The organism is Mycobacteroides immunogenum (assembly GCF_001605725.1).
Taxonomy (GTDB): Bacteria; Actinomycetota; Actinomycetes; order Mycobacteriales; family Mycobacteriaceae; genus Mycobacterium; species Mycobacterium immunogenum.
The window spans coordinates 867407-893319 of sequence record NZ_CP011530.1 but is presented as its reverse complement, the minus strand read 5'-3'; the positions used below and the strand labels follow the sequence as shown (position 1 = coordinate 893319).

General features: G+C 63.5%; 23 protein-coding genes, 5 tRNA genes and 1 pseudogene. 15 read left to right on the top strand and 14 right to left on the bottom strand.

What is annotated here, in order from left to right; genetic code table 11:
* The first annotated feature begins 345 nt into the window (after positions 1 to 345).
* Complete coding sequence (locus ABG82_RS04545) at positions 346 to 2640, top strand: FdhF/YdeP family oxidoreductase (RefSeq protein ID WP_043079259.1); 2295 nt, start codon at positions 346 to 348, stop codon at positions 2638 to 2640.
* A gap of 80 nt (positions 2641 to 2720) precedes the next feature.
* On the opposite strand, the gene ABG82_RS04540 is transcribed toward ABG82_RS04545, so the two are convergent.
* From ABG82_RS04540 to ABG82_RS28130, 4 genes are all read right to left on the bottom strand, one after another.
* Positions 2721 to 2791, bottom strand: a tRNA-Phe gene (locus ABG82_RS04540).
* Positions 2792 to 2852: 61 nt separating this feature from the next.
* Entirely contained in the window at positions 2853 to 3332 is a 480-nt protein-coding gene (locus ABG82_RS04535) for a hypothetical protein (RefSeq protein ID WP_043079234.1), read from the bottom strand.
* A 96-nt stretch (positions 3333 to 3428) separates the two neighbouring features.
* Positions 3429 to 4034, bottom strand: coding sequence for a hypothetical protein (locus ABG82_RS04530; protein WP_052511076.1), 606 nt, complete (start codon positions 4032 to 4034; stop codon positions 3429 to 3431).
* Positions 4035 to 5870, bottom strand: a complete 1836-nt coding sequence (locus ABG82_RS28130) for a hypothetical protein (protein WP_131676291.1) — start codon at positions 5868 to 5870, stop codon at positions 4035 to 4037.
* A gap of 581 nt (positions 5871 to 6451) precedes the next feature.
* Between ABG82_RS28130 and ABG82_RS27490 the strand changes: the two are divergent.
* Positions 6452 to 6712 (top strand): annotated as a pseudogene (locus ABG82_RS27490) (tyrosine-type recombinase/integrase); the annotation flags it as partial.
* Positions 6713 to 6750: 38 nt separating this feature from the next.
* Here ABG82_RS27490 and ABG82_RS04510 read toward each other — a convergent pair.
* The 3 genes from ABG82_RS04510 to ABG82_RS04500 form a co-directional block, all read right to left on the bottom strand.
* Positions 6751 to 6827 (bottom strand) — tRNA-Phe (locus ABG82_RS04510).
* A gap of 37 nt (positions 6828 to 6864) precedes the next feature.
* Positions 6865 to 6941 (bottom strand) — tRNA-Asp (locus tag ABG82_RS04505).
* Between the two features lie 29 nt (positions 6942 to 6970).
* Positions 6971 to 7043 (bottom strand) — tRNA-Glu (locus tag ABG82_RS04500).
* 139 nt (positions 7044 to 7182) lie between these two features.
* Here ABG82_RS04500 and ABG82_RS04495 point away from each other — a divergent pair.
* Positions 7183 to 7258 (top strand) — tRNA-Lys (locus tag ABG82_RS04495).
* Between the two features lie 69 nt (positions 7259 to 7327).
* Positions 7328 to 8608: an MFS transporter gene (locus ABG82_RS04490; RefSeq protein ID WP_043079238.1), complete on the top strand. Its 1281-nt coding sequence runs from the start codon at positions 7328 to 7330 to the stop codon at positions 8606 to 8608.
* Positions 8609 to 8661: 53 nt separating this feature from the next.
* Here the strand turns inward: ABG82_RS04490 and ABG82_RS04485 are convergent, their stop codons facing one another.
* Positions 8662 to 9354 carry an alpha/beta hydrolase gene (locus ABG82_RS04485; protein WP_043079239.1) on the bottom strand — a complete coding sequence of 231 codons (693 nt, stop codon included), beginning with the start codon at positions 9352 to 9354 and terminating at the stop codon, positions 8662 to 8664.
* A 111-nt stretch (positions 9355 to 9465) separates the two neighbouring features.
* Between ABG82_RS04485 and ABG82_RS04480 the strand changes: the two genes are divergently transcribed.
* Positions 9466 to 10383 carry an AraC family transcriptional regulator gene (locus tag ABG82_RS04480; RefSeq protein WP_043079240.1) on the top strand — a complete coding sequence of 306 codons (918 nt, stop codon included), beginning with the start codon at positions 9466 to 9468 and terminating at the stop codon, positions 10381 to 10383.
* 7 nt (positions 10384 to 10390) lie between these two features.
* On the opposite strand, the gene ABG82_RS04475 is transcribed toward ABG82_RS04480, so the two are convergent.
* Positions 10391 to 11293 (bottom strand): DMT family transporter, encoded by a 903-nt coding sequence (locus ABG82_RS04475; RefSeq protein ID WP_043079241.1) that lies wholly within the window; start codon positions 11291 to 11293, stop codon positions 10391 to 10393.
* Positions 11294 to 11347: 54 nt separating this feature from the next.
* Positions 11348 to 11806: a DUF2269 family protein gene (locus ABG82_RS04470; RefSeq protein ID WP_043079242.1), complete on the bottom strand. Its 459-nt coding sequence runs from the start codon at positions 11804 to 11806 to the stop codon at positions 11348 to 11350.
* Between the two features lie 103 nt (positions 11807 to 11909).
* On the opposite strand from ABG82_RS04470, the gene ABG82_RS04465 reads away from it, so the two are divergent.
* The gene (locus tag ABG82_RS04465) at positions 11910 to 12407 is read left to right on the top strand and encodes a DUF1772 domain-containing protein (protein ID WP_043079243.1); all 498 of its coding nucleotides are present in this window, start codon (positions 11910 to 11912) and stop codon (positions 12405 to 12407) included.
* Between the two features lie 39 nt (positions 12408 to 12446).
* Positions 12447 to 13304, top strand: coding sequence for an SDR family NAD(P)-dependent oxidoreductase (locus ABG82_RS04460; protein ID WP_043079244.1), 858 nt, complete (start codon positions 12447 to 12449; stop codon positions 13302 to 13304).
* On the opposite strand, the gene ABG82_RS04455 is transcribed toward ABG82_RS04460, so the two are convergent.
* Positions 13301 to 14449: a PucR family transcriptional regulator gene (locus ABG82_RS04455; protein ID WP_043079261.1), complete on the bottom strand. Its 1149-nt coding sequence runs from the start codon at positions 14447 to 14449 to the stop codon at positions 13301 to 13303. The two genes, ABG82_RS04460 and ABG82_RS04455, sit on opposite strands and share 4 nt — an antisense overlap.
* A gap of 276 nt (positions 14450 to 14725) precedes the next feature.
* Here ABG82_RS04455 and ABG82_RS04450 point away from each other — a divergent pair, with 276 nt between their 5' ends.
* The 3 genes from ABG82_RS04450 to ABG82_RS04440 are packed head-to-tail and all read left to right on the top strand — an operon-like array spanning position 14726 to position 17493.
* Entirely contained in the window at positions 14726 to 15619 is an 894-nt protein-coding gene (locus ABG82_RS04450; protein ID WP_043079245.1) for a 3-hydroxyacyl-CoA dehydrogenase NAD-binding domain-containing protein, read from the top strand.
* A 28-nt stretch (positions 15620 to 15647) separates the two neighbouring features.
* The gene (locus ABG82_RS04445) at positions 15648 to 16568 is read left to right on the top strand and encodes an SMP-30/gluconolactonase/LRE family protein (protein ID WP_043079262.1); all 921 of its coding nucleotides are present in this window, start codon (positions 15648 to 15650) and stop codon (positions 16566 to 16568) included.
* Between the two features lie 40 nt (positions 16569 to 16608).
* Positions 16609 to 17493 carry a 3-hydroxyacyl-CoA dehydrogenase family protein gene (locus tag ABG82_RS04440; protein ID WP_043079246.1) on the top strand — a complete coding sequence of 295 codons (885 nt, stop codon included), beginning with the start codon at positions 16609 to 16611 and terminating at the stop codon, positions 17491 to 17493.
* 8 nt (positions 17494 to 17501) lie between these two features.
* On the opposite strand, the gene ABG82_RS04435 is transcribed toward ABG82_RS04440, so the two are convergent.
* Positions 17502 to 18176 carry a GAP family protein gene (locus ABG82_RS04435; RefSeq protein WP_043079247.1) on the bottom strand — a complete coding sequence of 225 codons (675 nt, stop codon included), beginning with the start codon at positions 18174 to 18176 and terminating at the stop codon, positions 17502 to 17504.
* A 55-nt stretch (positions 18177 to 18231) separates the two neighbouring features.
* Positions 18232 to 19236, bottom strand: a complete 1005-nt coding sequence (locus ABG82_RS04430; protein WP_234708066.1) for an oxygenase MpaB family protein — start codon at positions 19234 to 19236, stop codon at positions 18232 to 18234.
* An 86-nt stretch (positions 19237 to 19322) separates the two neighbouring features.
* Between ABG82_RS04430 and ABG82_RS04425 the strand changes: the two genes are divergently transcribed.
* Positions 19323 to 19955 carry a TetR/AcrR family transcriptional regulator gene (locus tag ABG82_RS04425; RefSeq protein ID WP_043079249.1) on the top strand — a complete coding sequence of 211 codons (633 nt, stop codon included), beginning with the start codon at positions 19323 to 19325 and terminating at the stop codon, positions 19953 to 19955.
* Here ABG82_RS04425 and ABG82_RS28420 read toward each other — a convergent pair.
* Positions 19912 to 20259 carry a hypothetical protein gene (locus ABG82_RS28420; RefSeq protein WP_043079250.1) on the bottom strand — a complete coding sequence of 116 codons (348 nt, stop codon included), beginning with the start codon at positions 20257 to 20259 and terminating at the stop codon, positions 19912 to 19914. The genes ABG82_RS04425 and ABG82_RS28420 overlap by 44 nt on opposite strands.
* Positions 20260 to 20472: 213 nt before the next feature.
* On the opposite strand from ABG82_RS28420, the gene ABG82_RS04415 reads away from it, so the two are divergent.
* The 4 genes from ABG82_RS04415 to phoU all read left to right on the top strand — a co-directional run bounded on the left by ABG82_RS04415 (position 20473) and on the right by phoU (position 25911).
* The gene (locus ABG82_RS04415) at positions 20473 to 21480 is read left to right on the top strand and encodes an acyl-ACP desaturase (RefSeq protein ID WP_054175751.1); all 1008 of its coding nucleotides are present in this window, start codon (positions 20473 to 20475) and stop codon (positions 21478 to 21480) included.
* 6 nt (positions 21481 to 21486) lie between these two features.
* Complete coding sequence (gene dusB / locus ABG82_RS04410) at positions 21487 to 22662, top strand: tRNA dihydrouridine synthase DusB (RefSeq protein ID WP_078343536.1); 1176 nt, start codon at positions 21487 to 21489, stop codon at positions 22660 to 22662.
* Positions 22663 to 22810: 148 nt separating this feature from the next.
* Positions 22811 to 25120 carry an LCP family glycopolymer transferase gene (locus ABG82_RS04405; protein ID WP_043080449.1) on the top strand — a complete coding sequence of 770 codons (2310 nt, stop codon included), beginning with the start codon at positions 22811 to 22813 and terminating at the stop codon, positions 25118 to 25120.
* Positions 25121 to 25233: 113 nt separating this feature from the next.
* Complete coding sequence (gene phoU / locus ABG82_RS04400) at positions 25234 to 25911, top strand: phosphate signaling complex protein PhoU (RefSeq protein ID WP_005064270.1); 678 nt, start codon at positions 25234 to 25236, stop codon at positions 25909 to 25911.
* Positions 25912 to 25913: the final 2 nt, after the last annotated feature.

Here is a 25913-nt window from a genome sequence, read left to right as displayed (position 1 = left end):
CACCGAAACCTCGCCACACCAAGAGGATTAGCGGTGCTCGCAGCCACCGCCCGCTGAACGTCATGGGTGGGCACGGATCGTCGCAGGCGGCCGCCGTCAAGCACTGCGGGATTACCCGAAAAGCTTCATCATGGGGGTGTAGCTTCGCGGTATGGGCCAGATAGCTCGGCACGACCGGCTGTGCGCCGGGAAGGGTCACGCTGTCATGCATGCGCCCCGACCGTCGCCGACGACACATCACGGGTGAGGGCGTACCCAGCGCCCATCCGTTCACCGACAGGAGAAACGGACATGACCACCGATCACCAGCCCGACGCCGCCGTCGACGCCCATGTCCCCGGCTTGATGCCCAACGTGCCCCGGCAGGGCGGCTTCGGCCCCGCCTCCGAGGGCGCGTGGTCGAGCACGCCCTACCACCACGCGGCGGCCTCCTGGGGTGCCGCGAAGTCGGTGGGCTCCATCCTTTTCAAGCAACGCGAGCTGGTGCGCGGCACGCACGCGATGTTTGTGATGAATCATCCAGACGGCTACGACTGCCCTGGCTGCGCGTGGCCGGACGATACGAAGCTCACCCTGGATTTCTGTGAGAACGGCGTCAAACACGTCACCTGGGAGATGACGCCCAAGCGCGTCGGGCGGGATTTCTTCTCCCAGTACACCGTGGCAGAGCTGGCCGACTGGACCGATTTCGATCTGGAGAACCAGGGCCGCCTGACCGAGCCGATGGTCTATGACGCCGACTCGGACCACTACGTCCCGATCTCCTGGGACGACGCCTTCGCGCTCATCGGTTCCGAGCTGCGCGCCTTGTCCTCCCCACACCAGGCGGCGTTCTATACCTCGGGCCGCCTCAACAACGAAGCCACCTTCCTGTACCAGCTGATGGCTCGCGAATTCGGCACCAACAACCTGCCCGACTGTTCCAACATGTGCCACGAAGCGTCTGGACGCGCGCTGCAGGCGTCCATCGGAACCGGTAAGGGCACCTGCGATCTGGCCGACTGGGAAGAGGCCGATGCCCTGTTCGTGATGGGTGTCAATGCGGCCTCGAACGCTCCGCGCATGCTCACGGCGCTGGCCGATGCGACCCGCCGTGGCGCCCAGGTGGTGCACATCAATCCGCTCGTCGAGATCGGCTCCACCAAGACAATCGTCCCGCACGAGATGGTGGACATGGCGCTATTCAAGTCAACCTCGGTGTCGGACATGAATATTCAGGTACGCCCCGGCGGCGACTTGGCCTTGTTACGCGGCATGGCCAAGGTGGTGTTCGAGGCCGCCGAGTCCGATCCCACCGTGCTCGACCAGGCATTCCTGGTCGAGCACACCGCACAGTTCGAGGCCTACCGCGATATGGTGGCCGCCACCAGTTGGGCTGAAATCACCGAGCAGGCCGGACTTCCCGAGTCGGAAATCCGCCGCGCGGGCGGCATCTACTTGGCCGCCAAGCGAACCGTCATCTCGTGGTGCCTGGGCGTTACCCAGCACGAGCACGGTGTGGACTCCGCCCGCGAGATCGTGAATCTGCTGCTGCTGCGCGGCAATATCGGCCGGCCCGGGGCGGGACCGTCACCGGTGCGCGGACACAGCAACGTGCAGGGCAATCGCACCTGCGGCATCGACCACCGCCCAACCGCCGACTTCCTGGACAAGCTCGACGAGGTGTGCGGCATCACCTCGCCGCGCGAACATGGACTCGACACCGTCACCACCATCGAGGGGATGCACGCCGGCAGCGTGCAGGTATTCGTCGGAATGGGCGGCAATTTCGTGCTGGCCGCGCCCGACACTGCCTACACGGCAGCTGGTCTGCGCAAGTGCGCGCTGACCGTGCAGGTGAGTACCAAGCTGAACCGCAGCCATCTGGTGCACGGACGCAAGGCTGTCATCTTGCCGTGCCTGGGCCGCACCGAAAAGGACGTACAGACGGCGGGCACCCAGGGTGTCACGGTCGAGGACGCCATGAGCATGGTGCACATCTCGTACGGAAAGCGCCGGCCCGCATCACCCGAACTGCGATCCGAGCCCGCCGTCATCGCCGGTATCGCGGCCGCGACGCTGCCCGAGAGCCGCACGCCATGGCACTGGTACGTCGAGGACTACGACCGGATCCGGGAGGTGATGGCCAAGGTGCTGCCCGGTTTCACCGGCTTCAACCAACTGATCCAGCAGCCGGGTGGCTTCCGCATACCGCAACCCGCCCGCGAGCGGGTGTTCCAGACGCCGTCCGGCCGCGCCGAGTTCTCGCTGGCGCCCATGCCCAACGTCATCCCCGAGGACAGCGAGACCCTGGTGCTGCAGACCATGCGCTCGCACGATCAATGGAACACCACGATCTACTCGAGTAACGACCGGTACCGCGGCGTCAAGAACCTGCGGGAGCTGATCTTCCTGAACGCGGCCGATATGGCAGCACGTGGCCTCGCCGAAGGCGACTTCGTGGACATCACCTCGACATCGCGCGACGGTTCGGTCCGCACCCTGCCCCGGTTCCGGGCGCTTCGCTACGACCTGCCCCCGGGCAGCGCGGCCGGATACATGCCGGAGATGAATGCATTAATCGGGATCGCCGACTACAGCACCCAGAGCGATCAGCCGTTGATGAAGAACGTGCAGGTGCGGGTGAGGAAGTCGGTGTAGTGAGCTCGGCCCGGCCGTGATCTCCGCACGTGCGCGCCCCCCACAAACCTAAAAAGCCCGCCGTCGCCGGCGGGTAATCATGGTGGCCAGGGCCGGGATCGAACCGGCGACCTTCCGCTTTTCAGGTGGATAAAATAGCCCAAGTTTTGCTGCACAGTTGACACGAGCCGTCGCTAAAACTGTCACCTGATCTGATCGTGCAGCGGACCCAGTTAGTCCTCATCTGCATTATCGCGAACAATTACGGTGCCGTTAGCCGATACTACGAGGCCACCAGCGGCGATGACTGTTGCACCATCAGCGGTTGTGGTGATTGCACCGGTACCACCGAACGCGGCATCGACAGCGACCACTGCGGCTTGTGCGGCTTGGGGTCCATCCAGGCTCAGGGCGCTGATGACCTCGGCGATCACCCCCGCACGTTCCGAACTTTCCGGACACGACTTCAGCTTTTCGCCCAACTCACGGGCAAGTTTAAATACCTGGGCGTCGAGTTCTTGCCAGCGCCGCTGCAAGCACAGTTCTTCGGCCGCGTACTGGGCGGTGCGCGCCTCAAGACGTTCCTGACGACGAACTAGATGCTCAGCGTGCGCGTTGTAATCCAGCGCCTCCCGATTGCGGGCCGAGATCCGGGCATTAAGCTCGACCTGCCGAGCGACCAATGCCTCGGCATCATCACCAGCACCAGCCACACTGACAGTATTCAAAGGGACCACAGCATCGATAGTTGACGCTCTAAGACCCCGCGGTACTGACTTGCTCATGATCCTACAATGACCCCATTAGAACTAATCCCAATTTTCTGCCGCGTGGTTAAATAATCCCCAGCAGAATCCTGCCGCATAGTCGCGGTTGATGCCACGCTCATCGGTCCAGTGGAATTGATGTTCTTCATAGGCAGGCAAAACCTTGTAGAAGATCGGGTGCCGGAGAGCACAATTGAGAGGCCCGAAGATTTCGGAGAATTCCTCCAGATCCATACTCCAGGTCGGTACATCTCTCGGAGAATCAAACTGTGGGCGCCCAGCGGACTTTCGAGTGTGCCAATACCGCGCAGACTGGAGTTGCCCTGCGCTGTCTGTGGTGGCCTTGAAATCGAATTCGGGCCACAGCACACTAGCGAAACCCACCTGCTGGTAATCAGTGTTGACACCGAGGAAGGTTCTCAGGTTCGTAAAGAATGAATTTTCATCGACAAGAGTTGCCGTCATCTGATCGTAGATACGTTCACCATCAGCAACACTGAGACTATGCTCAGCCAGCTTATTTTGCAGTCGAAGTTTCTTAACAGGATCACTGGTTAGCGATAGCCTCAATTTCATGGTCATCAGCACATAGACCTCGAAATCGAATACCGCAGAACCTTGGGCAGGATTCACTTCCACTGTCTTCATCTAGATCGCTGTCAATAGCAGTTCGGGGATGCTCACGCCGCGCAGAACCGTAACAGCACCATCGGGCAGCACTGCTATCACATCCTTTAGTAATGAGTTGGTTGGTAGCACGATCATTCTGCCGTCTCGGAGTGTGGCAATTCCAGCAGTTTCCCCGAATGCTGTTTTAGAAGCAGCGTTGGCAGCTTGCGCGGCTTCTTGTTGGGGGAGTTTGATGGCGTTAATGGCCTCGACCATAACATCAGCGCGACCACCTCTAGACAACGGCTCAAGTGCTTCGCCAAGGCCGTTGGCAAACTCTGCGGTACGGGCGCTGAGCTCTCTATCGGCTTGTTGAAGCCGTATTCCTTCGGCGAGGTTTTCATCGGCGCGGGCGTTGATGCTTGCTTGCTGACTGTTGAGTTGAGCTGCCTCAATGTTGTATTTCAGTTTCGCCTGAGTGTTCGCTGTTATCCGCGCGTTCAATGCGGCTTGCCGCACCGCTAACGCGGCCGCTTCCGCATTCGATCCACCACCGGCCGCCACGGCAGCGTTGTGCGCCAGAATCTCGGCGGTCAGTGCCGCGTTATCGCGTGCTAAAGCCGCATCGTCAGCGTTCACTGTCGCCAAGTTCTTGTTGTGCTTCTCTAGATCGGCCTCTAACTTCTGCCGCTCCACGGTCAAGGCATCATGCTTTTCCCGCAAGGCAGTGCTATCGGCCACCAGCTTAGCCCGGTCAGCACCCAACTGGGTGGCCTTGCCCACGAACTCATCACGCACTGCGGCCAACTGCGCGGCAGCATCATCAGCAGCCCCGGCAACGCTGCTGGTATCACGTGCCACACGAACGCGCGGAGTGCTCTCGGGGTCGTGCGCGGCAGCAGCGGCTACCCCGGCCAGGGCTTCGGTGCTCGTCAATGTGCTGCCGTCATCAGCGCCTAGGGACGCTGTGGTGCTGGCCGCGTTCTGCACACGCAGCGCTTGTGCGGTGTTGTCGGGTTCTTGCGTGACGGTGTCTCCGCTGCCCTCACCACGTTTGCGCACATCAGCCAACGCTGAGGTGATAGAGGCTGTTGCTCCGCCCGGAGCCGTAGGGGCATTCGCGGGCACCACCGGAACCGGCGCAACGGGGGCCGGAGCAGGTGCTGCCGGGGCCGTCACCGCCGCGACGGCAACCGTTTTCGGTGCCGCACTCGTTTCCGTTGTGGCAGTAGAGCTTTGATGTGTCGGGATCTGCACCGTGGTCAGATGCTCGGGCACCTTTACATCGGTGACGGTGGAGGTTGCCGGGGAACTCTGCTCGATACGCACCGTCGAGGTAACAGCCCTATCCGTGACAGTACTGGCACTCAATGATCCAGAGGTATCCGTCGCCTTGGCCCCAACATCTGGAGTGACGTGCGAGGCTGAACGGTTCGGTTCACGGCCCGGCGACTGGGCGTCTACTCGCTTGGCTTGTCCTGTATCGCCGGTCAGCGCCGACGGTGCAGAGGAAGGCGACGCGTTGTCGTGTGTCGCGTTGGGCTGCAACGGTTTTAGATCAGAGAGCTGCGTCTGGTCGGCTTTAACGTCGCCTTTAGCCCCACGTGCAGCCACCGACGCCGTGTTGTGTTCAGATTGCACAGCACCTGCACCGGCACTCGTCTCACTGACGGCCTTGCCGCCCGAGAGCTGCTCCTTTGCCTTGGCCCCAGCCACCTCGGCTACACCGGCAACCGTTGACGCTGCGGGCTTATCGGTCGCCACTGATGTGCCCAAGACACCCGACGTACTGGGTTTAGGGTCGGTGAGCGCCCGTGTCTTTGTCACCGCCTTGGCGCCGCTGCCACTATTGCGGCCATCGCCTGAAGCCGCCACGTCGCCCGATGGTGTCGCCTTGGGTTTTGCCGCTACCGAATGGCCCGCCATCTGCCCGTCCGCCGATGCCTGAGCCCCACCACTGTTGCTAACAGTGTTGCCGGAGTCTGCTGCACCGTGAGCTGATGAGACCCTGCCCGAGGCCGAAGACCCGGGCGCTGCCGAAGTTCCAGCCGTCTTGGTCTGGGGCGACTGGGTAACGCCCGCCGATTCCGAAGACCCCGAACCGGCTGAATGCCGCGCGCTTTCCCCACCGCCATTACCAGCGTGTGATTGGCTCGAATCATGCGAACCGGATTCATGTGAACCGCCACTAGATGGTTCAGCTGCCGCCGTCGCTACCAACCCCGACAATGCAGCAGAACCGGCCGCTGCCAAAAACCCTGCCGCCACCACGTGCACGCACAACCGATACCCGCTCACAGCACGCCGCCCTCCACGCCATAGACGATCAACCAGTAGTTGAAGACTCTCGCCGGACAGTAGTTGGTGGCCATTGAAATTGGTGCCGTCCGTTCCCAAGTCTGGACAAAATGCACATGAACAACCCAGGAAGTCGCACGGGATCACGCCTAGAGCCCAAGGCCCTGAAGAAGACCAACTCAGCTCCGCTGACGATCCACGGCCTTCGGCATACCTACGCAAGCCTGGCCCGGAAATCGGGCGCCGACCTTCGCTACGTCCAGAAAACGATGGGTCACTCGACGCCTACCGTCACCGCGAACATCTAAAGCGACCTGTACGCGGACGAGCTGGACTAGGTGGCAACGAACCTCGATCAGCTTCACGCGACCGAGATTCATACACCGAAGATCGGACAAGAACCGGACAAAGAAAACTGACAACCGAGTGCAAGATCCGTGTCAATGCAGGTAAAGAATGGTGGCCAGGGCCGGGATCGAACCGGCGACCTTCCGCTTTTCAGGCGGACGCTCGTACCAACTGAGCTACCTGGCCGGACGGCAGGACCCAACTACTTACTGCCTCGCCGTACTGGCGACCCTGACGGGACTCGAACCCGCGACCTCCGCCGTGACAGGGCGGCGCGCTAACCAACTGCGCCACAGGGCCTTACTCTGCTCCCAGTATGACTGGTTGCGTACCCCCAACGGGATTCGAACCCGTGCTACCGCCGTGAAAGGGCGGCGTCCTAGGCCACTAGACGATGGGGGCCCATTCCGAATCTCTCCGGGGTACCCACAACGCTTGTCGCGTTGGGAGCTTGCATAGCTTAGGACACAACAGCCTCAGAACCCAAACCGGATAACCTCAGTGCTCGCGCGGCCACCCGACCAGTATTCTGTCTCGGCACGCCCCTCTAGCTCAGTTGGTAGAGCTACGGACTTTTAATCCGCAGGTCGTAGGTTCGAGCCCTACGGGGGGCACCAGATCATCCGTTGCAATCAGCGGGAGCAGGAGCCTTACCAGGCCACGGACCAGCTCATAGCGTTCGGCCAATGACCTCCACGGCCGAGAACACCGGGACCCACCGGGCTGAATCCCGCCCCGTGACGTTCAGACAGGCGCTCTTCGTCGCGGTGACGGCGGGCCTGGGGTACGGCTTCGATTCGTACGCCGTGAACATCTACGGCCTGGTGCTGCCGGAGATCAAGAGCACACTGCACATCACCGAGGCCCAGGCCGGGTATATCGGTTCGGTCTTCCTGCTCGGCTACACCATTGGCACCATCGGATTCGGCCTGGCGGCAGACCGCTGGGGCCGCAAGACCACACTCGGGGCCTCGATCCTGCTGTACGGCGTCACCACCGCGCTGGCCGGGCTCACCACAAACGTGGCCGCGTTCACCGGTCTGCGGTTCCTGACGGGTGTCGGCGGCGCCGGTGAGCTCGCGGTCGGCGCGCCCTACACCGCCGAGGTGTGGCCGGCCAAGACCCGCGCCATAGGCGTTGGCGGCGTGATCTTTTCGCTCTTCTCCCTGGGTTACGTCCTGGCCGCCGGGGTCGCGCTGGTGCTGGTTCCACGCTTCGGCTGGCAGGCCGCATTCATCGTTGCGATCGTGCCCGCGGTGGTGCTTTTCCTTGCCCGGCAGGGCATCAGGGAATCACACCGCTACACCCAGGCCAAGGCAAGGATCGAGCGCACCGCCGCACCAAAGCTGTGGCAGGTGCCCGGGGTACGGCGACGGCTTGTGGTCGGCTGGCTGGTCTACACCGCCAACGCGGTCGGCTACTGGGGCATGACGCTGTTCCTGACCACCTACATCGTCAAGAAGTTCCATGCCAGCTCGATCGATGCGATCCGCTACGCCCTCATCTTCTTTCTGTTGCAGGCGGTCTTCGTCTTCGTCGGGACGGCGCTGGCCGACCGGTTCGGGCGGCGCCCCTCGGCCATCCTTGGCGCATTGATCGAAATAGCTTCCACCGCACTAGGAGCCACCTCAGACACCCTGCCCGAGTACCTGGTGTTCGGCGCCATCTCCATCGCGACGCTGGGCTGGCTGTGGGGCGTCGGCGACACCTATGTCGCCGAACTCTTCCCGACCGTACTGCGCGGCACCGGATTCGGCATCGCGGTCGGCGGCGGCCGCGTCGTCTCCATCGCGGCACCGGCCCTGGTGGGCTGGGCCATCACTCGATACGGAATCCAGACGCCGTATCTGGCACTGAGCGGGCTGTGGATCTTGACAATCGCCGGATACCTGCTGGGACCGGAAACCAAGGGCAAGGAGCTGGAAGATCTTGCCGACGAGGCCTTTACCGACGACCTCGCTACCTAGCGCGGTCCCGTGGGACACCGGCGAACTACCACCGACGCCCCACGGAACTTCATCTACGCGAGGTCCCCGGCGGCCTCGACGATCAGATCGGCGATGGCAACCGGCTGAGACGCCAATGACGCGTGGCTGGCGTCCAGTTCGATGGTCTTGCGGGGGTTGATCCGCTGCGCCATCTTGCGTTCGTTATCGGGGTTGATCATCCGGTCTTGCGTGGACACCTGGTACCAGGAGGGCTTGACCTTCCATGCGGGCGCCGTGATGGCATCGCCGAATGTCGATGCCAGCGGCGCCTTTTGCGTTACAGCCATAACAAGCGCGGCATCCTCGGACAGATCCTGCGCGAAACTCTCACGGAACTTGTCCTGCTTGATCCATAGGTAACCGTCACTATCCGGAGCCAAGTTGGCCGCAGCGGCGGGCGGCAGCTGCTCCGTCAGCTGACCGGGACTCTCCCCCGCATCGGGCGCGAACGCCGCCACATAGACCAGACCCGCGACATTCGGCAGGTCGCCCGCCTCCGTGATCACCGCCCCGCCATAGGAGTGGCCCACAAGAAGCACCGGTCCGTCGATCTGCTGGACCATCTGCCGGGTACGCGCGGCGTCATCGGCCAATGACGTCAAGGGGTTCTCCACCGCATGAAGATCCCCGAAGCCCCGCCGGTGCAGCTCAACGATCACGTTCCCCCAGTGCGCGGCGCCACCCCAGAATCCGTGCACCAGAACGATAGCCGGTTTGCTGGACATATCTTCCTCTCAGTAGATGTCGGATGACTGCACCCTGCGGTGCCCACGGACGGCGGCACTGTTGACTTCCAGGGGCCCCACCCAACATATTTGGGTGATGAGGCAACTGGTATGACCCGTAGTCCAGATTATTTTGCCGATCATCCAGAATCGCTCAGCTGGTCCTCCGGACCGCCGGATATCGACGCCTTTTCCGGCATCTTGTCCGCCATTCGGCTGCGCGGTGAGTCCGCGGCGCGTTGCTCTGCCACGCCGCCGTTCGATATCCCCGTACCGGCAAGCGAACGCGTGCTACACATCGCCGAGACCCCTGGGCTACGTGTGCACATCGACGGCGACCCGGTACGCACCCTTGCCGCCGGTGACATGGTGCTGCTGGCGCGCGGTACGGCTCATCGCGTCTGCGCCGGCGAGCAGAGCCGCAAGCCCGAGACCGCGCGGTGGGTCAGCGGCAGATTTACGGCGGAAAGAACGGCCGCCGACCCCCTGCTTTCGGTGCTACCGCCCGCCATCGTCATCCACGCCGCGCGGCCCGGTCACGAATGGTTGCCGCTTTCCCTACAGCTCATCCTGGCCGAGATCGTCACACCCAGCCCCGGTTCGTGGGTGATGATCTCGCGGATACTGGATCTGCTGTTCATCCACGCACTGCGTGAATGGTCAAGCTCCAATGACACCGAACCCGGATGGCTGACGGCCGCAATGGATCCACGACTGGCACCGGTACTCACCGCGATACACAACAACCTGGAACATCCTTGGTCCATAAACGAACTCGCCCAACACGCCCGGCAATCGCGGTCGGCCTTCGCGCAGAGATTCACCGAGCTCTTGGGGCAGCCACCCGCCGGCTACATCGCCGAGCGGCGACTCGACCGCGCGGCCCACTTGCTGCGCTCGTCCAACGACGCGGTGAGCCAGGTCGGCCGGGCCGTCGGATACACCTCCGATGCCGCGTTCAGCCGTGCCTTCCAGCGCCGGTTCGGTGAACCGCCGTTGCGCTGGCGCGCCCTACAGCGGCCTAGTTGACCCAGACTCAGCGACTGCCCCTACGGCTCAACACAATTCCCGCGATCACTATCGCCCCGCCCAGCGGCTCGTGCCAACCGATGTGCTCGCCCAGCAGCAATGCCCCGAGCAGCACTCCGATCACCGGAGTCAGGTAGGTGACCGATGACGCCGCGGTGGCACCCCATCCGTTGATGATCTGGGTGTTCCAGATGTACGCCAAACCCGTACCCAGGACCCCGAGCGCCAACATGCTCAGCAGCACCGCGGGCGTTACGACCATCCGGTGCGGGTCGACAACGGCCACGACGATGGTCATCAACAGCGCCCCCAAGCCTACCTGGATGCCCGCTACCGTCAGCGCGGGCAAGCCCAGTGGCGTGATGTACTTGCGCATGTACACGAAACCGATTCCATAGCTCAAAGTTGCTCCTAAGCAGGCGAATTGAGCCAACAACGGTCCGCCATGACCTATCAGCTGCCACGGGGCCAGCACCACGCAGACTCCCCCGAACCCCAACCCCAGTCCGGCCAGTTGCATCCGGCTCGGCCGCTCGGCACGCAAGGCAGTAAGCGTCACCAAGGTGGTCATCAGCGGCGTCGCGGCGTTGTAGATACTTGCCAAACCGGAGTCGATGCTCTGCTCAGCCCACGGATACAGCACGAAGGGTATGACGCACGACGTCAACGACACGACGGCGATATGAGCCCACACTGTGAGTCCGCGCGGCACGGAAGACCGCAGCAGCACGATCAGAGAGATCAGAGTGAGGGCGCCGAAATCCAGCCGCACCGCAGCCACCTGCAGCGCGGACAACCCTTCGAGTCCAACCTTGATGAAGAGGAAGCTCGCACCCCACACCAGGGCAAGAGCCGCGAACTGAACGGGCAGCCAGCGGCTACGGGCCGGAGCGGCGGTCGCGGTATCCACCGGACAATTGCACAGGACCACTGGTGGCGGGCGCTAGCGGATTTCGGCCGTTGCCTACACGCCCGTACTGGAACCGGGGCGCACGATCATCAGTACCGTCACCACCGCCCAGAGCATGTTGAAGATGCCGGTGAACATCGCCAGCCGCGCGAACACCCGCGCATCGACTGACGCGCCATCACCCAGCAGGGCCACGACGCGCCGCTGCCGCGGCAGCACCACGAACACCAGCACGGCCGCTGCCACACCTGTCAGCAGTAGCGATGCGATCAGCCAGGGGCTACCCAGCACACCCATCAGATCCGCCAGCGGCAGCCCGAACATCGGCACCGCAATCCCAACACCCGCGTACACCCGGCACACCCGATGCAATGTGCGCAGACTCCCCAGCTCCGCACCACCGTCGGCCGCGGCCCGGCGCGCGAAGGCCGGAAACATGCTGGCCGCCACGGCGATCGGCCCTACCGCGAGAATCACGGCCAAGACGTGGATCGAGAGCAATACCTTGGTCACGCGCAGACGGTATCGGGCGTGGCACCGCAGCCGAAAGCCCGCTGCTGGCCATATTTCGACGACTTTTGGCCGTATCGGGCCACAACCTTGGGAGTATGAGCCCATGGGCCGTCGAATACTGATGTATTTCACCGTGTTCGGGACAGCGATGTGGTTCTTCGGAAATCTGTACGAGGCCATCGTCATCGGACCCAACATCGCCGGCGACAGTAAGGAGCAACTGAAGGCATTCCAGCAGTTCACCGAGGTGACAAACCCGGTGTACTACTACGTGCCACTTACCTTGATCGCGGCGATCACACTGCTCGTGTGGTTCTTCCGGACTCGGTGGCGAGCCCCGGAGAAGCTGTCCTTGGCGCTGTCGGCAGTAGCTCAGATCGCGGGCATCGCCTTGTCCGGCTACATCGTCGCCAAGCTCAACATGACACTGTTCTTCGGCGCACTCGGGGAAACTCCCCACGAGTTGCATCAGCTGGCCCTGCGATGGAACGTACTCAACCTCATGCGCTTGGCGCTGGCCGCGGTCGCTGCGGCCTCCGCGATGAATGCGCTGCGCCTGGTGTGGCAGTCCAGCGGTCGACAACCGACCACCACCGTGTGAAGCTTCCCCTGGTCCGGACGTCTCAACGAGGAGATCTGTATGCCCAGCAACCCGAGAACGGTGGTCATCACCGGCGCCAACGCCGGAATCGGCCTGGCCTCCGCGCAGCGGCTGGCCGCACAGGGGCACTCCATCGTCATGGGCTGCCGCAATCAGCAGAAAGCTCAATCGGCGCGGCAACAGATCCTCGCCGAAACGCCCGGAGCACAGGTCGACATCATGTCGCTCGATCTGGCTTCCTTCGAGCACATCCGGCGCTTCGCCGGTGAACTCTCCGCCCAGCACCCTCAGATCGACGTGCTGATCAACAATGCGGGCGCGTCTCCCATGCGCCAGTCCACCACCGAGGACGGCTTCGAACTGCAGTGGGGTGCCAACTATCTGGGTCCCTTTCTGCTGACACACCTGCTACTCCCGCAACTGCGGGCCGCGCGCACCGGCGATGCCCGCGTCATTCACCTGGCTTCCGTTGCGCACAGCACCGGAAGGATCAACGAAAAGACCTGGCATGGCAGGCGCTTCTACTTCACTTACGCGGCATATGCGCAATCGAAAATGGGGAACCTCATGTTCAGCAATGCGCTCGCCCGCCGTCTTCCCAGCGGAGTCACGTCGAACGCGCTACATCCCGGCAACGTCAAGTCCGACATCTGGCGCGAGATACCGCAGCCCGTGCGGTCTTTGGTGATGTTGGCGCTCATCACAACGGATCGTCCCAGCAGGCTGATCGCGGACATGGCGGTCTCGGATGAGTACCACGGGCGCAGCGGGGAATACCTGGCCGCGCAAAGGCCAAGCCCAGTCCGGCCCTATACGAGAAACCTAGCGGCACAAGATGATCTGTATACCAAGAGCTGCGCACTCGTGGGCGTCGAGCCGCTTCTCCCCCGCGGCTAGGTGGCGTTCAGCCTGAGATCGGCTTCGATGGCGAGATGAAGCTCAGCGATATCGCGGGGGCGGGCGATATCGCGCCCGGTCAATTGCTTCAGCCTGCGCAGCCGGTATCGCACGGTGTTCGGATGGCAGAACAAGGCGTCCGCCGTCGCGGGAATGGAGCCATCGCAAACCACCCACTGCTGAAAGGTGCTCACGAGCAATTGCCGGTCTGCGGCGCCAATCTCGGCAAGGCCGCCCAATACCAAGTCCCGGTACCGTTCCATGGTCTGCGGATCGGTAATCGCCGCAACGGCATAGGGATTGGCATCGAACGCCACAACCGGATCATCCTCGGTGGCCGCGAGCAGGGCCGCCTTCGCGTAGTTGAGGGGCGAACCCGGCGGCGGGTAGCCGTCATACACCGGGCTGACGCCGATTCGACGCACACCAAGACCACGCAAAGCCTCGCCCAGCTCCTCGAGCCGCGAACGCGCGACGAGGGCAACCACGCCCACCTGCATATCGGGTTCAACCCGCCACGCGGAGGCGAAGCCGTGATCGCGCAGCGTCTTCTCCGCGCTCTGCAGCGCCCGGTAGTCGAGCGGCCCCGAATCGATAGCCACCACGACGAAGCATCCAGACTCCGGGAGCCCCAGCAGGTGCGCGGCGTCCCACGCGGTTACACCCGCCGGAAAGCGGCCGTCAATGAGCCCACCCACCAACGCGGAACGCTCCTGGTCCCGGCGGATGAGCTGCTCGACAACGACTTCGCGATATCCGTCAGCCATGGCATCGGTGTACCTGTCATGGTTCTGCCACGCCTGCGATGCCGCGGCCCTCAGCTCCTGCCCCGACAGCCCGGCCGCGTCAATCGCCCGCGAAAGTTGGTCCCACAGAAACTGGCCGCCGGCCCGGTACGCCGACATCACGTCCGCCAGGGGCACACCCTGTTCCGCGCGCAGCCTGCCTACCCGGCCCGCCACACTCGCATCGGGCGTACCCGAGCCCATTGCCTCCAACACGTACACCATCTGGTCGCGTCCGGCAGCGAACAAATCCTCATCGGGGACCAGCACCGGATCTCGATACACGGCGACGCGTTCACGAATGATCCGGCACTGCTCGGCGCAGAGCTCGTCCACCCGGCCGAGCAGCTGGCCGCCGATCGCTTTCAGATTTGCTCCCGCATTGTCCGGAGATGTCTCGCCCACGGTCGCCAGGGTACAGCTTTCTGTTCACACTGAATTGTTCAATTGAACAATTGCCGAGACGGCAATATTGGCTCTGATGCCATCGACGTGCGGTAAAGAAGCCGATATGTTGTTCATATAGCCAGTACGTGTCCTCGCAGCGCGGCGAGTGACCATCTGCCTGCCGAGCATCACCATCGGGCAGGAGATCCGGAACGGACATTGCTGACACCACACAGGAGGAGTAACACAATGAGCGATCGGCAGCGGACCATGGCTGTGGTGGGCGCCGGAGTCATCGGGCTCTCGTGGGCACGACTGGCCCGCGACCATGGGTGGCGCGTCGGGATAACCGACCCCCGTGACGATCTCGAAGCGATCGTGGAAGCGGCCTTCGGCACGGACGACCCCGATGTATTCACGAGCCACACGCTGGCCGATGTGGTCGCGGAAGCCGACCTGGTCCAGGAGAACGGCCCCGAGCGCCTGACCATCAAACACGAACTGTTCGGCCAGATTCTGGAATCGGCCCCCGCGCACGCCATCTTGGCCACCTCGAGTTCTTCGATCGGGGCGACCCTCATCGCCGACGGCCTCAGCGCCGGCGACCGGGTCATCGTGGGCCACCCGTTCAATCCGCCCGAGCTGATGCCACTCGTGGAGGTGGTTCCGGGCGCACAGACAAGTGATGCCACGCTGAAGACCGCTGTCGAGCTGTACCGGGCACTGGGCCGGGCGCCGATTGTGATCCGCAAGGAGATCCCCGGGTTTGTCGCCAACCGGCTGCAGGTAGCGCTGACACGCGAAGCCCAGTATCTCGTCGAATCGGGCGTGGTCAGTGTGGCGGACCTCGATACCGCGCTGCAGAACTCACTTGGCTTGCGCTGGGCCGCGACGGGACTGTTCGAAGGAAACACGCTGGGCGGCGGCCCCGAGGGCGCACGGCACCTCTACGAGGGAATCGGCGCCGAGGTGGGAAAAATCACGATAGGGACCCCGTCGTCAGATCCGCAGGTGATCGAGAAACTCATCGAAGACATCGACGCCACTTACGGTACGGGACAAGAGAACTACGAACGGCTACTCACCCGGCGCAACGAACGCACCCTGGCGGTCTTGGCGGCACTACGCCAGCTCGACGCCTAACCACGTGTTACACCACAAGGAGAACAACATGTTTCGATACTTGCTGGTCCTGAACCAGATCAAAAGGTCCATCCTGAAGTTCCCCATTTCCGGGGAAGAGCACACCGAACTTGTACCGGGCCTGGACCAATTGCCCGACGGGATTGTCGTCGACCCCGCGCGGAAGACCATTTATTGGACGAACATGGGCGTGCCCACACTGGTCAACCCCGATGAACCGCCCGCCGAGCACAATCTCGACTTCTACGGCCAGACCGGCTCCATCGAGCAAGCCGCCATCGACGGCAGCGGGCGGTCCTACTTACTGCCGCCGGGGAGTTTTGTTACCGGAAAACAGCTTTCGGCCGCATGGTCACTGGGCCGCCTGTACTGGTCCGATCGCGAGGGCGCGGCAATCCGCAGCGTGCGGCTGGACGGCAGTGATCTGCGCGACGAGGTGCTGGTCGCGCTCGACGACGACGAGCGCCACGTCGTGCGCAATCAATGCGTGGGAATAGCCGTCGACGAACAGAACGGCTTGTTGTACTGGACCCAGAAGGGTCCGTCCAAGGGCGGCGATGGCCGAATCTTCCGGACTTCCCTGCAGATTCCCGCCGGGCACACCCCGGCAAGCCGCGATATCGAGGTGCTGTGGTCGCAGCTGCCCGAGCCGATCGACATCGAACTCGACCTTGCGGCCGGAGTGATCTATTGGACCGACCGCGGCGCCCCACCTCTGGGAAATACCTTGAACAAGGCTCAGATTCCCGCCCCGGGGCAACAGGGAGGTGAGGTTACCGTGCTCGCGTCGGGTTTCGCGGAAGCGATCGGCCTGGCAGTGGACAAGGCGGCGGGCGTCGCCTACGTAAGCGATATGGCGGGCGAGATCCGCGCGGTGAACCTCGACGGCAGCGGCGAACGCCTCTTCGCGAAGGTCGACGGGAATTTCACCGGAATCATCGGTATCTGAACGTAATTCACCTTTCACCAAGATAGCTAAGGACTGGACAATGACCTATTCACCCCCGACAGATATCGCCCATCGTCCGGTCGCCGTGTTGGGCGCGGGAACACTCGGGCGCCGTATCGCCCTCACCTTCGCCACGCGTGGCGGTGTGGTGCATCTCTATGACGTCTCCGAGGACTCCCTGCGGTCGGCCCGGGAATTCCTCGAGCAGCGCATCCCCGAACTGGTCAAGGCCCGCGCCGATCAGGGCGCTCAGCCCGCGACCATCGAGTACTTCACCGACCTGCCCAGCGCGGTGAAAAATGCTTGGTACGTGGTCGAATCGGTTCCCGAGGTGCAGGCGCTCAAGATCGACATCCTGGGCCAGCTGGAGGAGATCGCCGAGCCCGACGCCATTATCGGCACCAACTCGTCGTCCTTCATGAGCAGCGAACTCATCGGCAAGGTCAAGCATCCGGAGCGGGTTCTGAACACCCACTACGGGCAGCCACCCGAGGCACCACAGGCCGAACTGGTCACCGACGGGCATACCGATGAGCGGATCTTCGACATTCTCAGCGAAGAACTGCCCAAGCACGGTTTCGTCACCGCCGTCGCACGCAAGGAAAGTGTCGGCTTCATCATCAACCGAGTGTGGGCGGCCGTTAAGCGTGAAGCCCTAGCCGTTGTCGCCGAGGGAGTTTCGACACCCGCCGAGTTCGACCGCATCTGGGTCGCCTCCGGCATGGGCCCCGTGGGCGTATTCCGCGCCATCGATCGAGTCGGGCTCGACGTCGCACTAGACATCGAGGACAACTACATCAAGCACTTCCCGTACATACCCGCCAAGTCACGCGACCTTCTGCAGCGATACGTCGACGAGGGCAAGCTGGGCGTGAAGTCCGGTGCGGGTTTCTATGACGACTACCCACAGCCATCACACGGCTGAGCGCGCACTCACCGCAGGGCATCGATCCCGTTGTACAGCACCATGACACCGATGACGACCAGGATCGCGGCCATCAACCCGGCGTTGTTCTTCTCCATCCAGTCCTTGAGCCGTCGCATCTCGTCGTCGAGGCGGTGGCCCGCAGCGGCATAGGCCAATATCGGTACGGCAACCGAAGACGCGGCGACCACGATGAAGAAGACAGCGGCCGTCCAGCGATCCGCTTCGTCGAGCCCACTGGCGCCGATCGCCAATCCGGCGGGGATGCAGATAAAGAGGACATCGGGACGAAGCGCCACGAGCGCAGTCCCGGTGATAGCGGCCCGGATTGGGGTGATGGTGGCGAACGATCGCATCCAGCCCGGTGAGTCGGTGTGGCGGTGCCGGGTCAGCCATCGGTAGATACCGAACAGGATGAGCGACGACCCTAGGGCCACCCGCAGCCAGGAGGCCCAGGTCGGTGCCGACCTATGTGGCCCACCAAGTAGCCCGGTCGCCGCCACACACACCGTCGTCAGTACAGCCAGGCCCAGCACCCAGCCGGCAAGAAAGGCAAGGCCGCTCGGCCGCGGCCGGGGCGCCTGCAACACCAGGACCGCCGGAATGACGGTGATCGGCGAGAGTGCGACAACCAGACCGAGCGGGACGAGCCCGGTGAGGACGGAACCCCAACTTCCTGCCATGGGCAGCAATCATGTCACCACGGACCTGTCGCCACCGCCGAAATCCACACCGCGGCTAGGAAACCTTGGGGTTGTAGTGATTGGGGCTGCCCCAGGTGTCCAACGGCGGCAGGTTGCGGTCCGGGGTCTGCGGCAACGGAGCGTCGGCGGGGATGCGCCCGCGCGCACGATCCCATCCGGCACGCGCGCGTGGGTGCCGACGGAACCGCTCGGGAACAAACCTGAAGACCACATTGACCAGCTGCCCGAATTTGCGATGCATCCACTCATCTCTACGGGACCAGCTGTAACCCAACCTCTTTCGAACGGCAGGGTCATAAAGACCCACCGTGAACCACACAAAGAACGGCGACAACATGCGCCGCTGCAACGCCCACAACCACGCGGGGATCCAGGGCGCAAAGGGCGGTACCGCCAAGGTGGTCAGATCCAGCACATCGCGAGTTGCCTTATTGTCCTCTAAAACATTGGTGCACATGTGATCCCAGTACTCCTGGAATTCCTCCCAGGTCTTGGGCACCGGCCGCATGCTCATGCCGTACATCTGATACCAGGTGATGTGCTCATCGAAGAGCTGGCGCTTGTCGGCCTCGGTGATTCCCCCGCAGAAACGCTCCGCCACGATGATCGTGCCCATGAAGAAAGTGGCGTGCGCCCAATAGAAGACGTCCGGGTTGAGTGCGCTGTAGCGACGTCCCTGATCGTCGACTCCCTTGATATCGACGTGATAGTCGCGCACTTCGGCGCCCGTCATCGGCGCCCTGTCGCCGTCGAATACCACCCCGCCGATCGGGTATAGCGAGCGCAGGAGCCGCTGCCAGCGCTCCCGGAAGAACTGCGAATGCTGCTCCACCGCCGCACCCAGCTGCGGGTGCATGTTTTGCATGGAGCCGGCATAGGGCCCCTGCAGCATGCCGCGCCAGTCACCGAAGTACTTCCACGTCAACGATTCCGGGCCCAGCGGTACCGGCATGGCCTTACCCGTTCCGTGACTCACCGGACAGCCCGACGTAAACGCGCCGGATTCAGCCGCGGGCTGCACGTGAGCCAGCTCGGACATATCGTTGACCATTCGGAACGCTCCATTGCGGTTCGACGTATAGTGACAATCAATGTTGTCAACTTTGATATCAGATTAGGAGACCCGTGGCGAACGGTCAAGCGCAGCGACGTAGCTGGGCGGGTGTCTCACCGGCCGAGCGCGCCGATGAGCGGCGACGCGAACTCATGGCCGCGGGCGTGCGACTACTAGGCCAGCGCCCCCGCCCCGCAGTCACCGTGCGCGCCGTATGCCGATCCGCGGGCATAACCGAGCGGTACTTCTACGAGAACTTCGCAGACCGCGACACGTTTGTGAGGGCCGTATACGACCACGTGGGATTCCGTGCGATCGAGGCGCTCAGCGGCGCGCGGTCCGCGCATGAAGGCGTCGACGCGTTTGTCCGGCTCATGGTGGACGAACCGACTATGGGCCGAGTCTTGCTGATAGCACCGACCTTTGAGCCGACGCTCTCGGAATCCGGATATGACTGGCTGCCACGATTCGTGGCGTTATTACAAGGGAAGCTCAGCACCAACCTCACCGACGAGGTTCAGCAGCAACTCGTGGCCACAAGCCTGGTGGGCGCGCTGACAAGCCTCTTTCGGGCATACCTCAATGAAGAACTCACCGTGGACCGGCAGCGATTCGTGGACTATTGCGTGCAGATACTGCTACAGGGCGCTCACTCGACGGTTACGTCGAGGCCGACTTCGCCTTCTCCTCAGCAGCCTTCTTAGCCGCCGCGACCTCCGCCTTGTAGCAGCGCAGGGTCACGTGGACCATCTTGCCGCGGTCGTCCTGCCCCTTCTTGACGGTGAAGGCTTCCTGATGCGAGACGAGGCAATTGTCCAAGCCCACCTGATCACCGGAACGACCCGCGACGACGACCGTGTAGCCCTCGCCCTTGAGCGTCGACGAAGCATCGCCGTAGAACTGCCCGGTGGTATCGGTGGGGCCGCCCGCATGGGCCAACCCAGCCATCGCCAACGAGAAACCCGCACCCGCAACCGCGACAATGGTCGCGTTTACTACCGACTTCACTGGTTAGACCTCCACCTTGGGTTGCCAGCCAGCATACTGCGGGTGTAGAGGCCTCGCAGCTTGAGCGAGAAATGCATTAATCCGCACGTCGGAAGGCACGCGGAAGGGTGGGTGTGTGCCACGGCCCGTCCACTTGTATGCAACCGCCGTTTACAGATATATTGACTGCAACTACCGGATACAGATAACTCTGTCGAACCCGAGGATCGCTTCATGCCGCAGAAGGAATTCACCGATCTTGAGCTACTGCATGAGCTCGAACCTGTGGTCGAGGAGAATGTTCACCGTCACCTCGGTGTCACCAAGGACTGGAATCCGCACGATTACGTGCCGTGGGCCGAGGGCAAGAACTACAAGGCCCTGGGTGGGCAGGACTGGGATCCCGAGCAGTCCAAGCTCTCCGAGGTCGCCAAGGTCGCGATGATCACCAACCTGCTGACCGAGGACAACCTGCCGTCGTACCACCGCGAGATCGCGATGAACTTCACCATGGACGGCCCCTGGGGCACCTGGGTCAATCGTTGGACCGCCGAGGAAAACCGGCACGGCATCGCCATCCGCGACTATCTCGTCGTCACCCGCTCGGTCGATCCGGTGGAGCTGGAGAAACTGCGCGTAGAGCAGATGACCCGCGGCTTCTCCCCCGGCCAGAACCGCCAAGGCGGCGACGAACTGTTCGCCGAGAGTCTGTTCGACTCAGTCGTGTACGTGACCTTCCAGGAGTTGGCCACCCGCGTCTCGCATCGCAACACCGGCAAGGCCTGCGCCGAGCCCGTCGCCGATGAGCTGCTCAAGCGCATCTCCACCGACGAGAACCTGCACATGATCTTCTACCGCAACCTCGTCGAGGCGGGCATGCAGATTGCCCCCGACCAGGCCCTGAAGTCGATCCACAAGGTGCTCGACAACTTCAAGATGCCCGGCTACACGATTCCGGGATTCCGCCGCAACGCCGTCACCATCGCCACCGGCGGCGTCTACGACCCACAGTCGCACCTCGACGAGGTGGTGATGCCGGTGCTGCGCAAGTGGCGCATCTTTGAACGCGACGACATCAGCGGCGACGCCGAGTGGTACCGCGAGGACCTCGACCGCATCATCGGCGATCTCAAGAAGACGTCGGCGGACTTCGAAGAGGTCAAGGCCAAGTACCTCGACCGTCAGGCCAAGCGCGCCGAACGCCAGGCCGCGAAGGCCGCCAAGGAAACGGTCAGCGTCTAGCCGCCCGTGACCGCATCTGTCGACCTACCAGAGGCCCGATCACGCACACTGCGGATCGGGTCTCTGGCATTGCCAAGCCCGGTGGTGCTGGCCCCGATGGCCGGTGTCACCAACGTCGCGTTCCGCACCCTGTGCCGCGAGCTGGAACTGGCCACCACGGGAACCGTCAGCGGGTTGTACGTCTGCGAGATGGTGACCGCCCGCGCACTCGCCGAGCGACACCCCGTCACGCTGCACATGACGACCTTCTCCCCCGAGGAATCGCCACGATCCCTCCAGCTGTATTCGGTCGATCCGGAGACCACCTACCGCGCCGCCAAGATGGTGGTCGACGACAACCTCGCCGACCACATCGATATGAACTTCGGCTGCCCGGTCCCGAAAGTCACCCGCAACGGTGGCGGCGCCGCGCTCCCTTACAAGCGGCGACTGTTCGGGCAGATCGTCGCCGCCGCCGTGCGCGCCACGGAGGGCACCGACATCCCCGTGACGGTCAAGTTCCGCATCGGCATCGACGACGACCATCACACCCATCTGGATGCCGGCGCCATCGCCGAGTCAGAGGGAGCAGCGGCCGTCGCCCTGCACGCGCGCACCGCCTCGCAGCGCTACTCGGGCACCGCCGACTGGAGCCAGATCACCGCGCTCAAGAACCACGTGACATCCATCCCGGTCCTGGGGAACGGCGATATCTTCGACGCCGCCGATGCCATCGCGATGATGGAACAGACCGGTTGCGATGGGGTCGTCATTGGCCGCGGATGCCTTGGGCGGCCGTGGCTGTTCACCGAGCTGAGTGCCGTTTTCAACGGTCAGACGATTCCCGAGCCGCCAAATCTCGGACAGGTAACGGACATCATGCGACGCCACGCGGAGTTGCTCGTCGATCATTTTGGCGAGGACAAGGCGTTGCGCGACATGCGCAAGCACATCGCCTGGTATCTGCACGGCTTCCCCGCCGGCGGCGACATCCGGCGCGCGCTCGCACTCGTGCACACCCGCGCCGAGCTGGACACCCTCCTCAAACAGCTCGATCACGCCGCCCCCTTCCCCGAAGGTGGAAACGGGCCGCGCGGGCGCCAGGGGTCACCCGCGAAGGTGTCGCTGCCCGATGGCTGGCTCAATGACCCCGACGATTGCACGGTTCCCTCAGCCGCCGATGTCATGCACTCTGGTGGGTGACATGGGGTCACATCTCGGTCACCGGGCATGGTGATCTGCGGCAATGCTCAGTAGCATGTGACGACGACCGTGCCCCGGGCACGGCGTTATCTGCTGCCGGTGTGCCGTGTACTTGCAACTGTCCAGACGTTTTTAAGCGAGGTTGAACATGGGTGATGGCCCAAACGCCACTCCTGCCCAACCACGCGCGTACGGCTCGGCCCCGTGGGAACGCGCCATCGAACCCGTTGGAAGTCATCCTGACATCGACGTAGCGCCGGAGCCGTCCAACACACCGTGGACACCGCCGCCCGCTCTGAATCACTCGCTGCCTGACCCCACCGATGACGAGTGGACACGGCGCCTGCAGATCGAACAATCGCTGCGCGAAACGCCCCAGGCCCTTCCCGAGGCGCCGCCACCCCGCGCCAACTCACGGCCCGCCGCGCGGCCCCCCAGGCCCGTATCCAATGGATCGGCCCCCAAACCCTCCCCGGCGCCGGTGCAATCCGCGCACGAGACCGGGTCCCACTCGCTCTCGGTCGCCGATCTGCTGGCCCGCGAGGGCGCCAACGGTGGCCGCCGTTCCCGCCGGCACGCGCGCACCCAAGATCCGGACGACTACGCAGAGGAGCCTGCTCCAGCGTCGTTCGCCGACGACAGCCATTTCGAAAGCCATACCGACGTCCTCCCGCAGGTGCCCGAATCCGCGCCCGAGTTCGATCGGCCTGCCGACGAGCACCCGGACTACGTGGACTACCCGGACGATGCTCCCCTCTACGACAAGGCCGCCGCGCGGCGCGTCCGGGCTTCGAATCTGGACGACAACATCGATACCCGCGCCATCCCGATCCGGGTGGGCAACACCGAAGCCGTTATGCGGGAAGAAGAACCCAAACGCTCACGGCGGCCCGTCTATCTCGGGCGCTCCATCGCCGCCGTCGTCGCGGTGTGCTCGCTCACCCTGACCGGCGGGGCCTGGCAGTGGAGCAACGTCAAGAACAGCAGACTCAACCGCGTTGAAGCGCTGGATCCGAACTCCCGCGACATCCGCGACCCGAATGGCCAGTACGGCGACGAGAACTTCCTCATCATCGGCGTCGACACCCGCGCGGGCGCCAACAGCGCTATGGGCGCCGGCGATACCTCCGATGCCGAGGGCACCCGCTCGGACACCATCATGTTGGTCAACATTCCTGCCAACAGGAAGCGCGTCGCCGTGGTGTCCTTTCCCCGCGATCTGGCCATCCAGCCCACGCTGTGCGAGGTGTGGAACGAAGACACCAAATCCTACGGGCCCGACAAGGCCTACACCGAGACAAAGCTCAACTCGGCGTTCGCCTTCGGTGGCCCCAAGTGTCTGGTCAAGGTCATCCAGAAACTGTCGGGGCTGAACATCAACCGCTTCCTCGGAGTGGATTTCGCCGGATTCTCCAAGATCGTCGACGCCGTCGGCGGGGTCGAGGTGTGCTCCCCCACGCCCATCGAGGACTACGAGCTCGGCACCGTGCTGCAAAACGCCGGACGCCAAACCATCGACGGTCACACCGCCCTGCAGTACGTGCGCGCACGGCAGGTCACCACCGAATACAACGGCGACTACGGGCGCATCAAACGCCAGCAGCTGTTCCTGTCCTCACTGCTGCGTTCGATGATTTCGCACAACACGTTCTTCTCGCTGAGCAAGCTCAACAACGTGGTGAACACCTTCATCGACGACTCCTACGTCGACAACATCAGAACGAAAGACCTTGTGGACCTTGGCCAGTCGCTCCAGGACGTGAAGGCCGGCCGGATCACCTTCCTGACGGTACCCACCGACGGCACCGACTCAGAGGGCAACGAGACCCCGCGCACCACGGATATCCGAAAGATCTTCGACGCCATCATCAATGACGATCCGCTGCCCGGCGAACTGCAGCCCGACGGCACCCGCGTCCCGATGCCCGGCACCACCGCCCAGGACACCACCTTGGCCTCCAGCGAACACGGGGTCGCGAGTGAGCTTGGTGAAACATCAACTGCCACACCAACTCCCGAGGCTATGCCGAGCGAGCAGGTTGACCTGGTCACCACCGATCCCAGCGAGATCAACGTGCACGTGTCCAACAGCACGGGCCAAACCGGCCTGGCCGCATCGGCGGCCAGCCAGCTGACCAGGTACGGATTCGGCATCACCACCACCGACGACTACCCGTCGTCGCTGCCCACCACGACCGTCTTCTTCTCACCGGGCCATGAGCAGCAGGCCGCGACGGTTGCCGCCTCGTTCGGCGGCGCCAAACTGCAGCGCATCACCGGCGCGCAGACCACGGTGCGGGTGGTGCTCGGCACCGACTACGCCTCCACCGCCAACCTGCAGGCTCCACCCGCCGCCGGTTCGACCGTCCCGCTGCAGCTGTCCTCGGGCGCGATGGCCCCCGCCGAGCTTCCGGTCGACCTCACCGTCGTCAACGCCGGCGACACTAGCTGCGGATAGTCCGGCCTATTTAGACGCCGCTCGCAGTTTCGTCCACGGAACCTGTAGTGGCATTCACTCGCCGTTCACACCAGGTCCATGACTCGACGGCGACGGGTCCGTAGGCTTGATCCATGCGTACCGCGTTTCAGGAGCAGCTGTCCTCATTGTCGGCACAGCTGGGGGAGATGTGTGGGTTGGCCGGAGCCGCCATGGAGCGGGCCACTCGTGCATTGCTACAGGCCGATCTCGTCCTCGCCGAGCAAGTGATCACGGACCACGAGCAGATCACCGCGATGAGTGCCGCCGCCGAGGAAAGCGCGTTCGCCATTCTGGCCCTGCAAGCACCGGTGGCCGGTGACCTGCGTGAGGTCGTCAGCAGCATCCAGATCGTCGCCGACGTGGACCGGATGGGCGCCCTGGCGCTGCACGTCGCCAAGATCGCCCGGCGGCGTCACCCGCAGCACGCCCTGCCCGAAGAGGTCAACGGATACTTCGCCGAGATGGGCCGTGTCGCAGTCGATTTGGGCAACAGCGCACAAGAGGTGCTGTTGACTCGCGATCCGGAGAAGGCCGCCCGGATCAACGAAGAAGACGACGCGATGGACGACCTGCACCGGCACCTCTTCACCGTGCTGATGGACCGGGAATGGAAGCACGGCGTCGCGGCCGCCGTCGACGTGACGCTGCTGGGCCGCTTCTACGAGCGATTCGCCGATCACGCCGTCGAGGTGGCCCGCCGGGTCATCTTCCAGGTGACGGGAAGCCTGCCCCCGGAGGGGCAGGGCCACGACCACCTCACTGCGATCTAGCG

Coding starts and splice junctions, on each gene's coding strand:
- ABG82_RS04545 (WP_043079259.1), top strand. CDS start 346: ATGCCCAACGTGCCCCGGCAGGGCGGCTTCGGCCCCGCCTCCGAGGGC.
- ABG82_RS04530 (WP_052511076.1), bottom strand. CDS start 4,034: ATGAAGACAGTGGAAGTGAATCCTGCCCAAGGTTCTGCGGTATTCGAT.
- ABG82_RS04490 (WP_043079238.1), top strand. CDS start 7,328: ATGACCTCCACGGCCGAGAACACCGGGACCCACCGGGCTGAATCCCGC.
- ABG82_RS04485 (WP_043079239.1), bottom strand. CDS start 9,354: ATGTCCAGCAAACCGGCTATCGTTCTGGTGCACGGATTCTGGGGTGGC.
- ABG82_RS04480 (WP_043079240.1), top strand. CDS start 9,466: ATGACCCGTAGTCCAGATTATTTTGCCGATCATCCAGAATCGCTCAGC.
- ABG82_RS04465 (WP_043079243.1), top strand. CDS start 11,910: ATGGGCCGTCGAATACTGATGTATTTCACCGTGTTCGGGACAGCGATG.
- ABG82_RS04460 (WP_043079244.1), top strand. CDS start 12,447: ATGCCCAGCAACCCGAGAACGGTGGTCATCACCGGCGCCAACGCCGGA.
- ABG82_RS04450 (WP_043079245.1), top strand. CDS start 14,726: ATGAGCGATCGGCAGCGGACCATGGCTGTGGTGGGCGCCGGAGTCATC.
- ABG82_RS04445 (WP_043079262.1), top strand. CDS start 15,648: ATGTTTCGATACTTGCTGGTCCTGAACCAGATCAAAAGGTCCATCCTG.
- ABG82_RS04440 (WP_043079246.1), top strand. CDS start 16,609: ATGACCTATTCACCCCCGACAGATATCGCCCATCGTCCGGTCGCCGTG.
- ABG82_RS04435 (WP_043079247.1), bottom strand. CDS start 18,176: ATGGCAGGAAGTTGGGGTTCCGTCCTCACCGGGCTCGTCCCGCTCGGT.
- ABG82_RS04430 (WP_234708066.1), bottom strand. CDS start 19,236: ATGTCCGAGCTGGCTCACGTGCAGCCCGCGGCTGAATCCGGCGCGTTT.
- ABG82_RS04415 (WP_054175751.1), top strand. CDS start 20,473: ATGCCGCAGAAGGAATTCACCGATCTTGAGCTACTGCATGAGCTCGAA.
- ABG82_RS04405 (WP_043080449.1), top strand. CDS start 22,811: ATGGGTGATGGCCCAAACGCCACTCCTGCCCAACCACGCGCGTACGGC.
- phoU (WP_005064270.1), top strand. CDS start 25,234: ATGCGTACCGCGTTTCAGGAGCAGCTGTCCTCATTGTCGGCACAGCTG.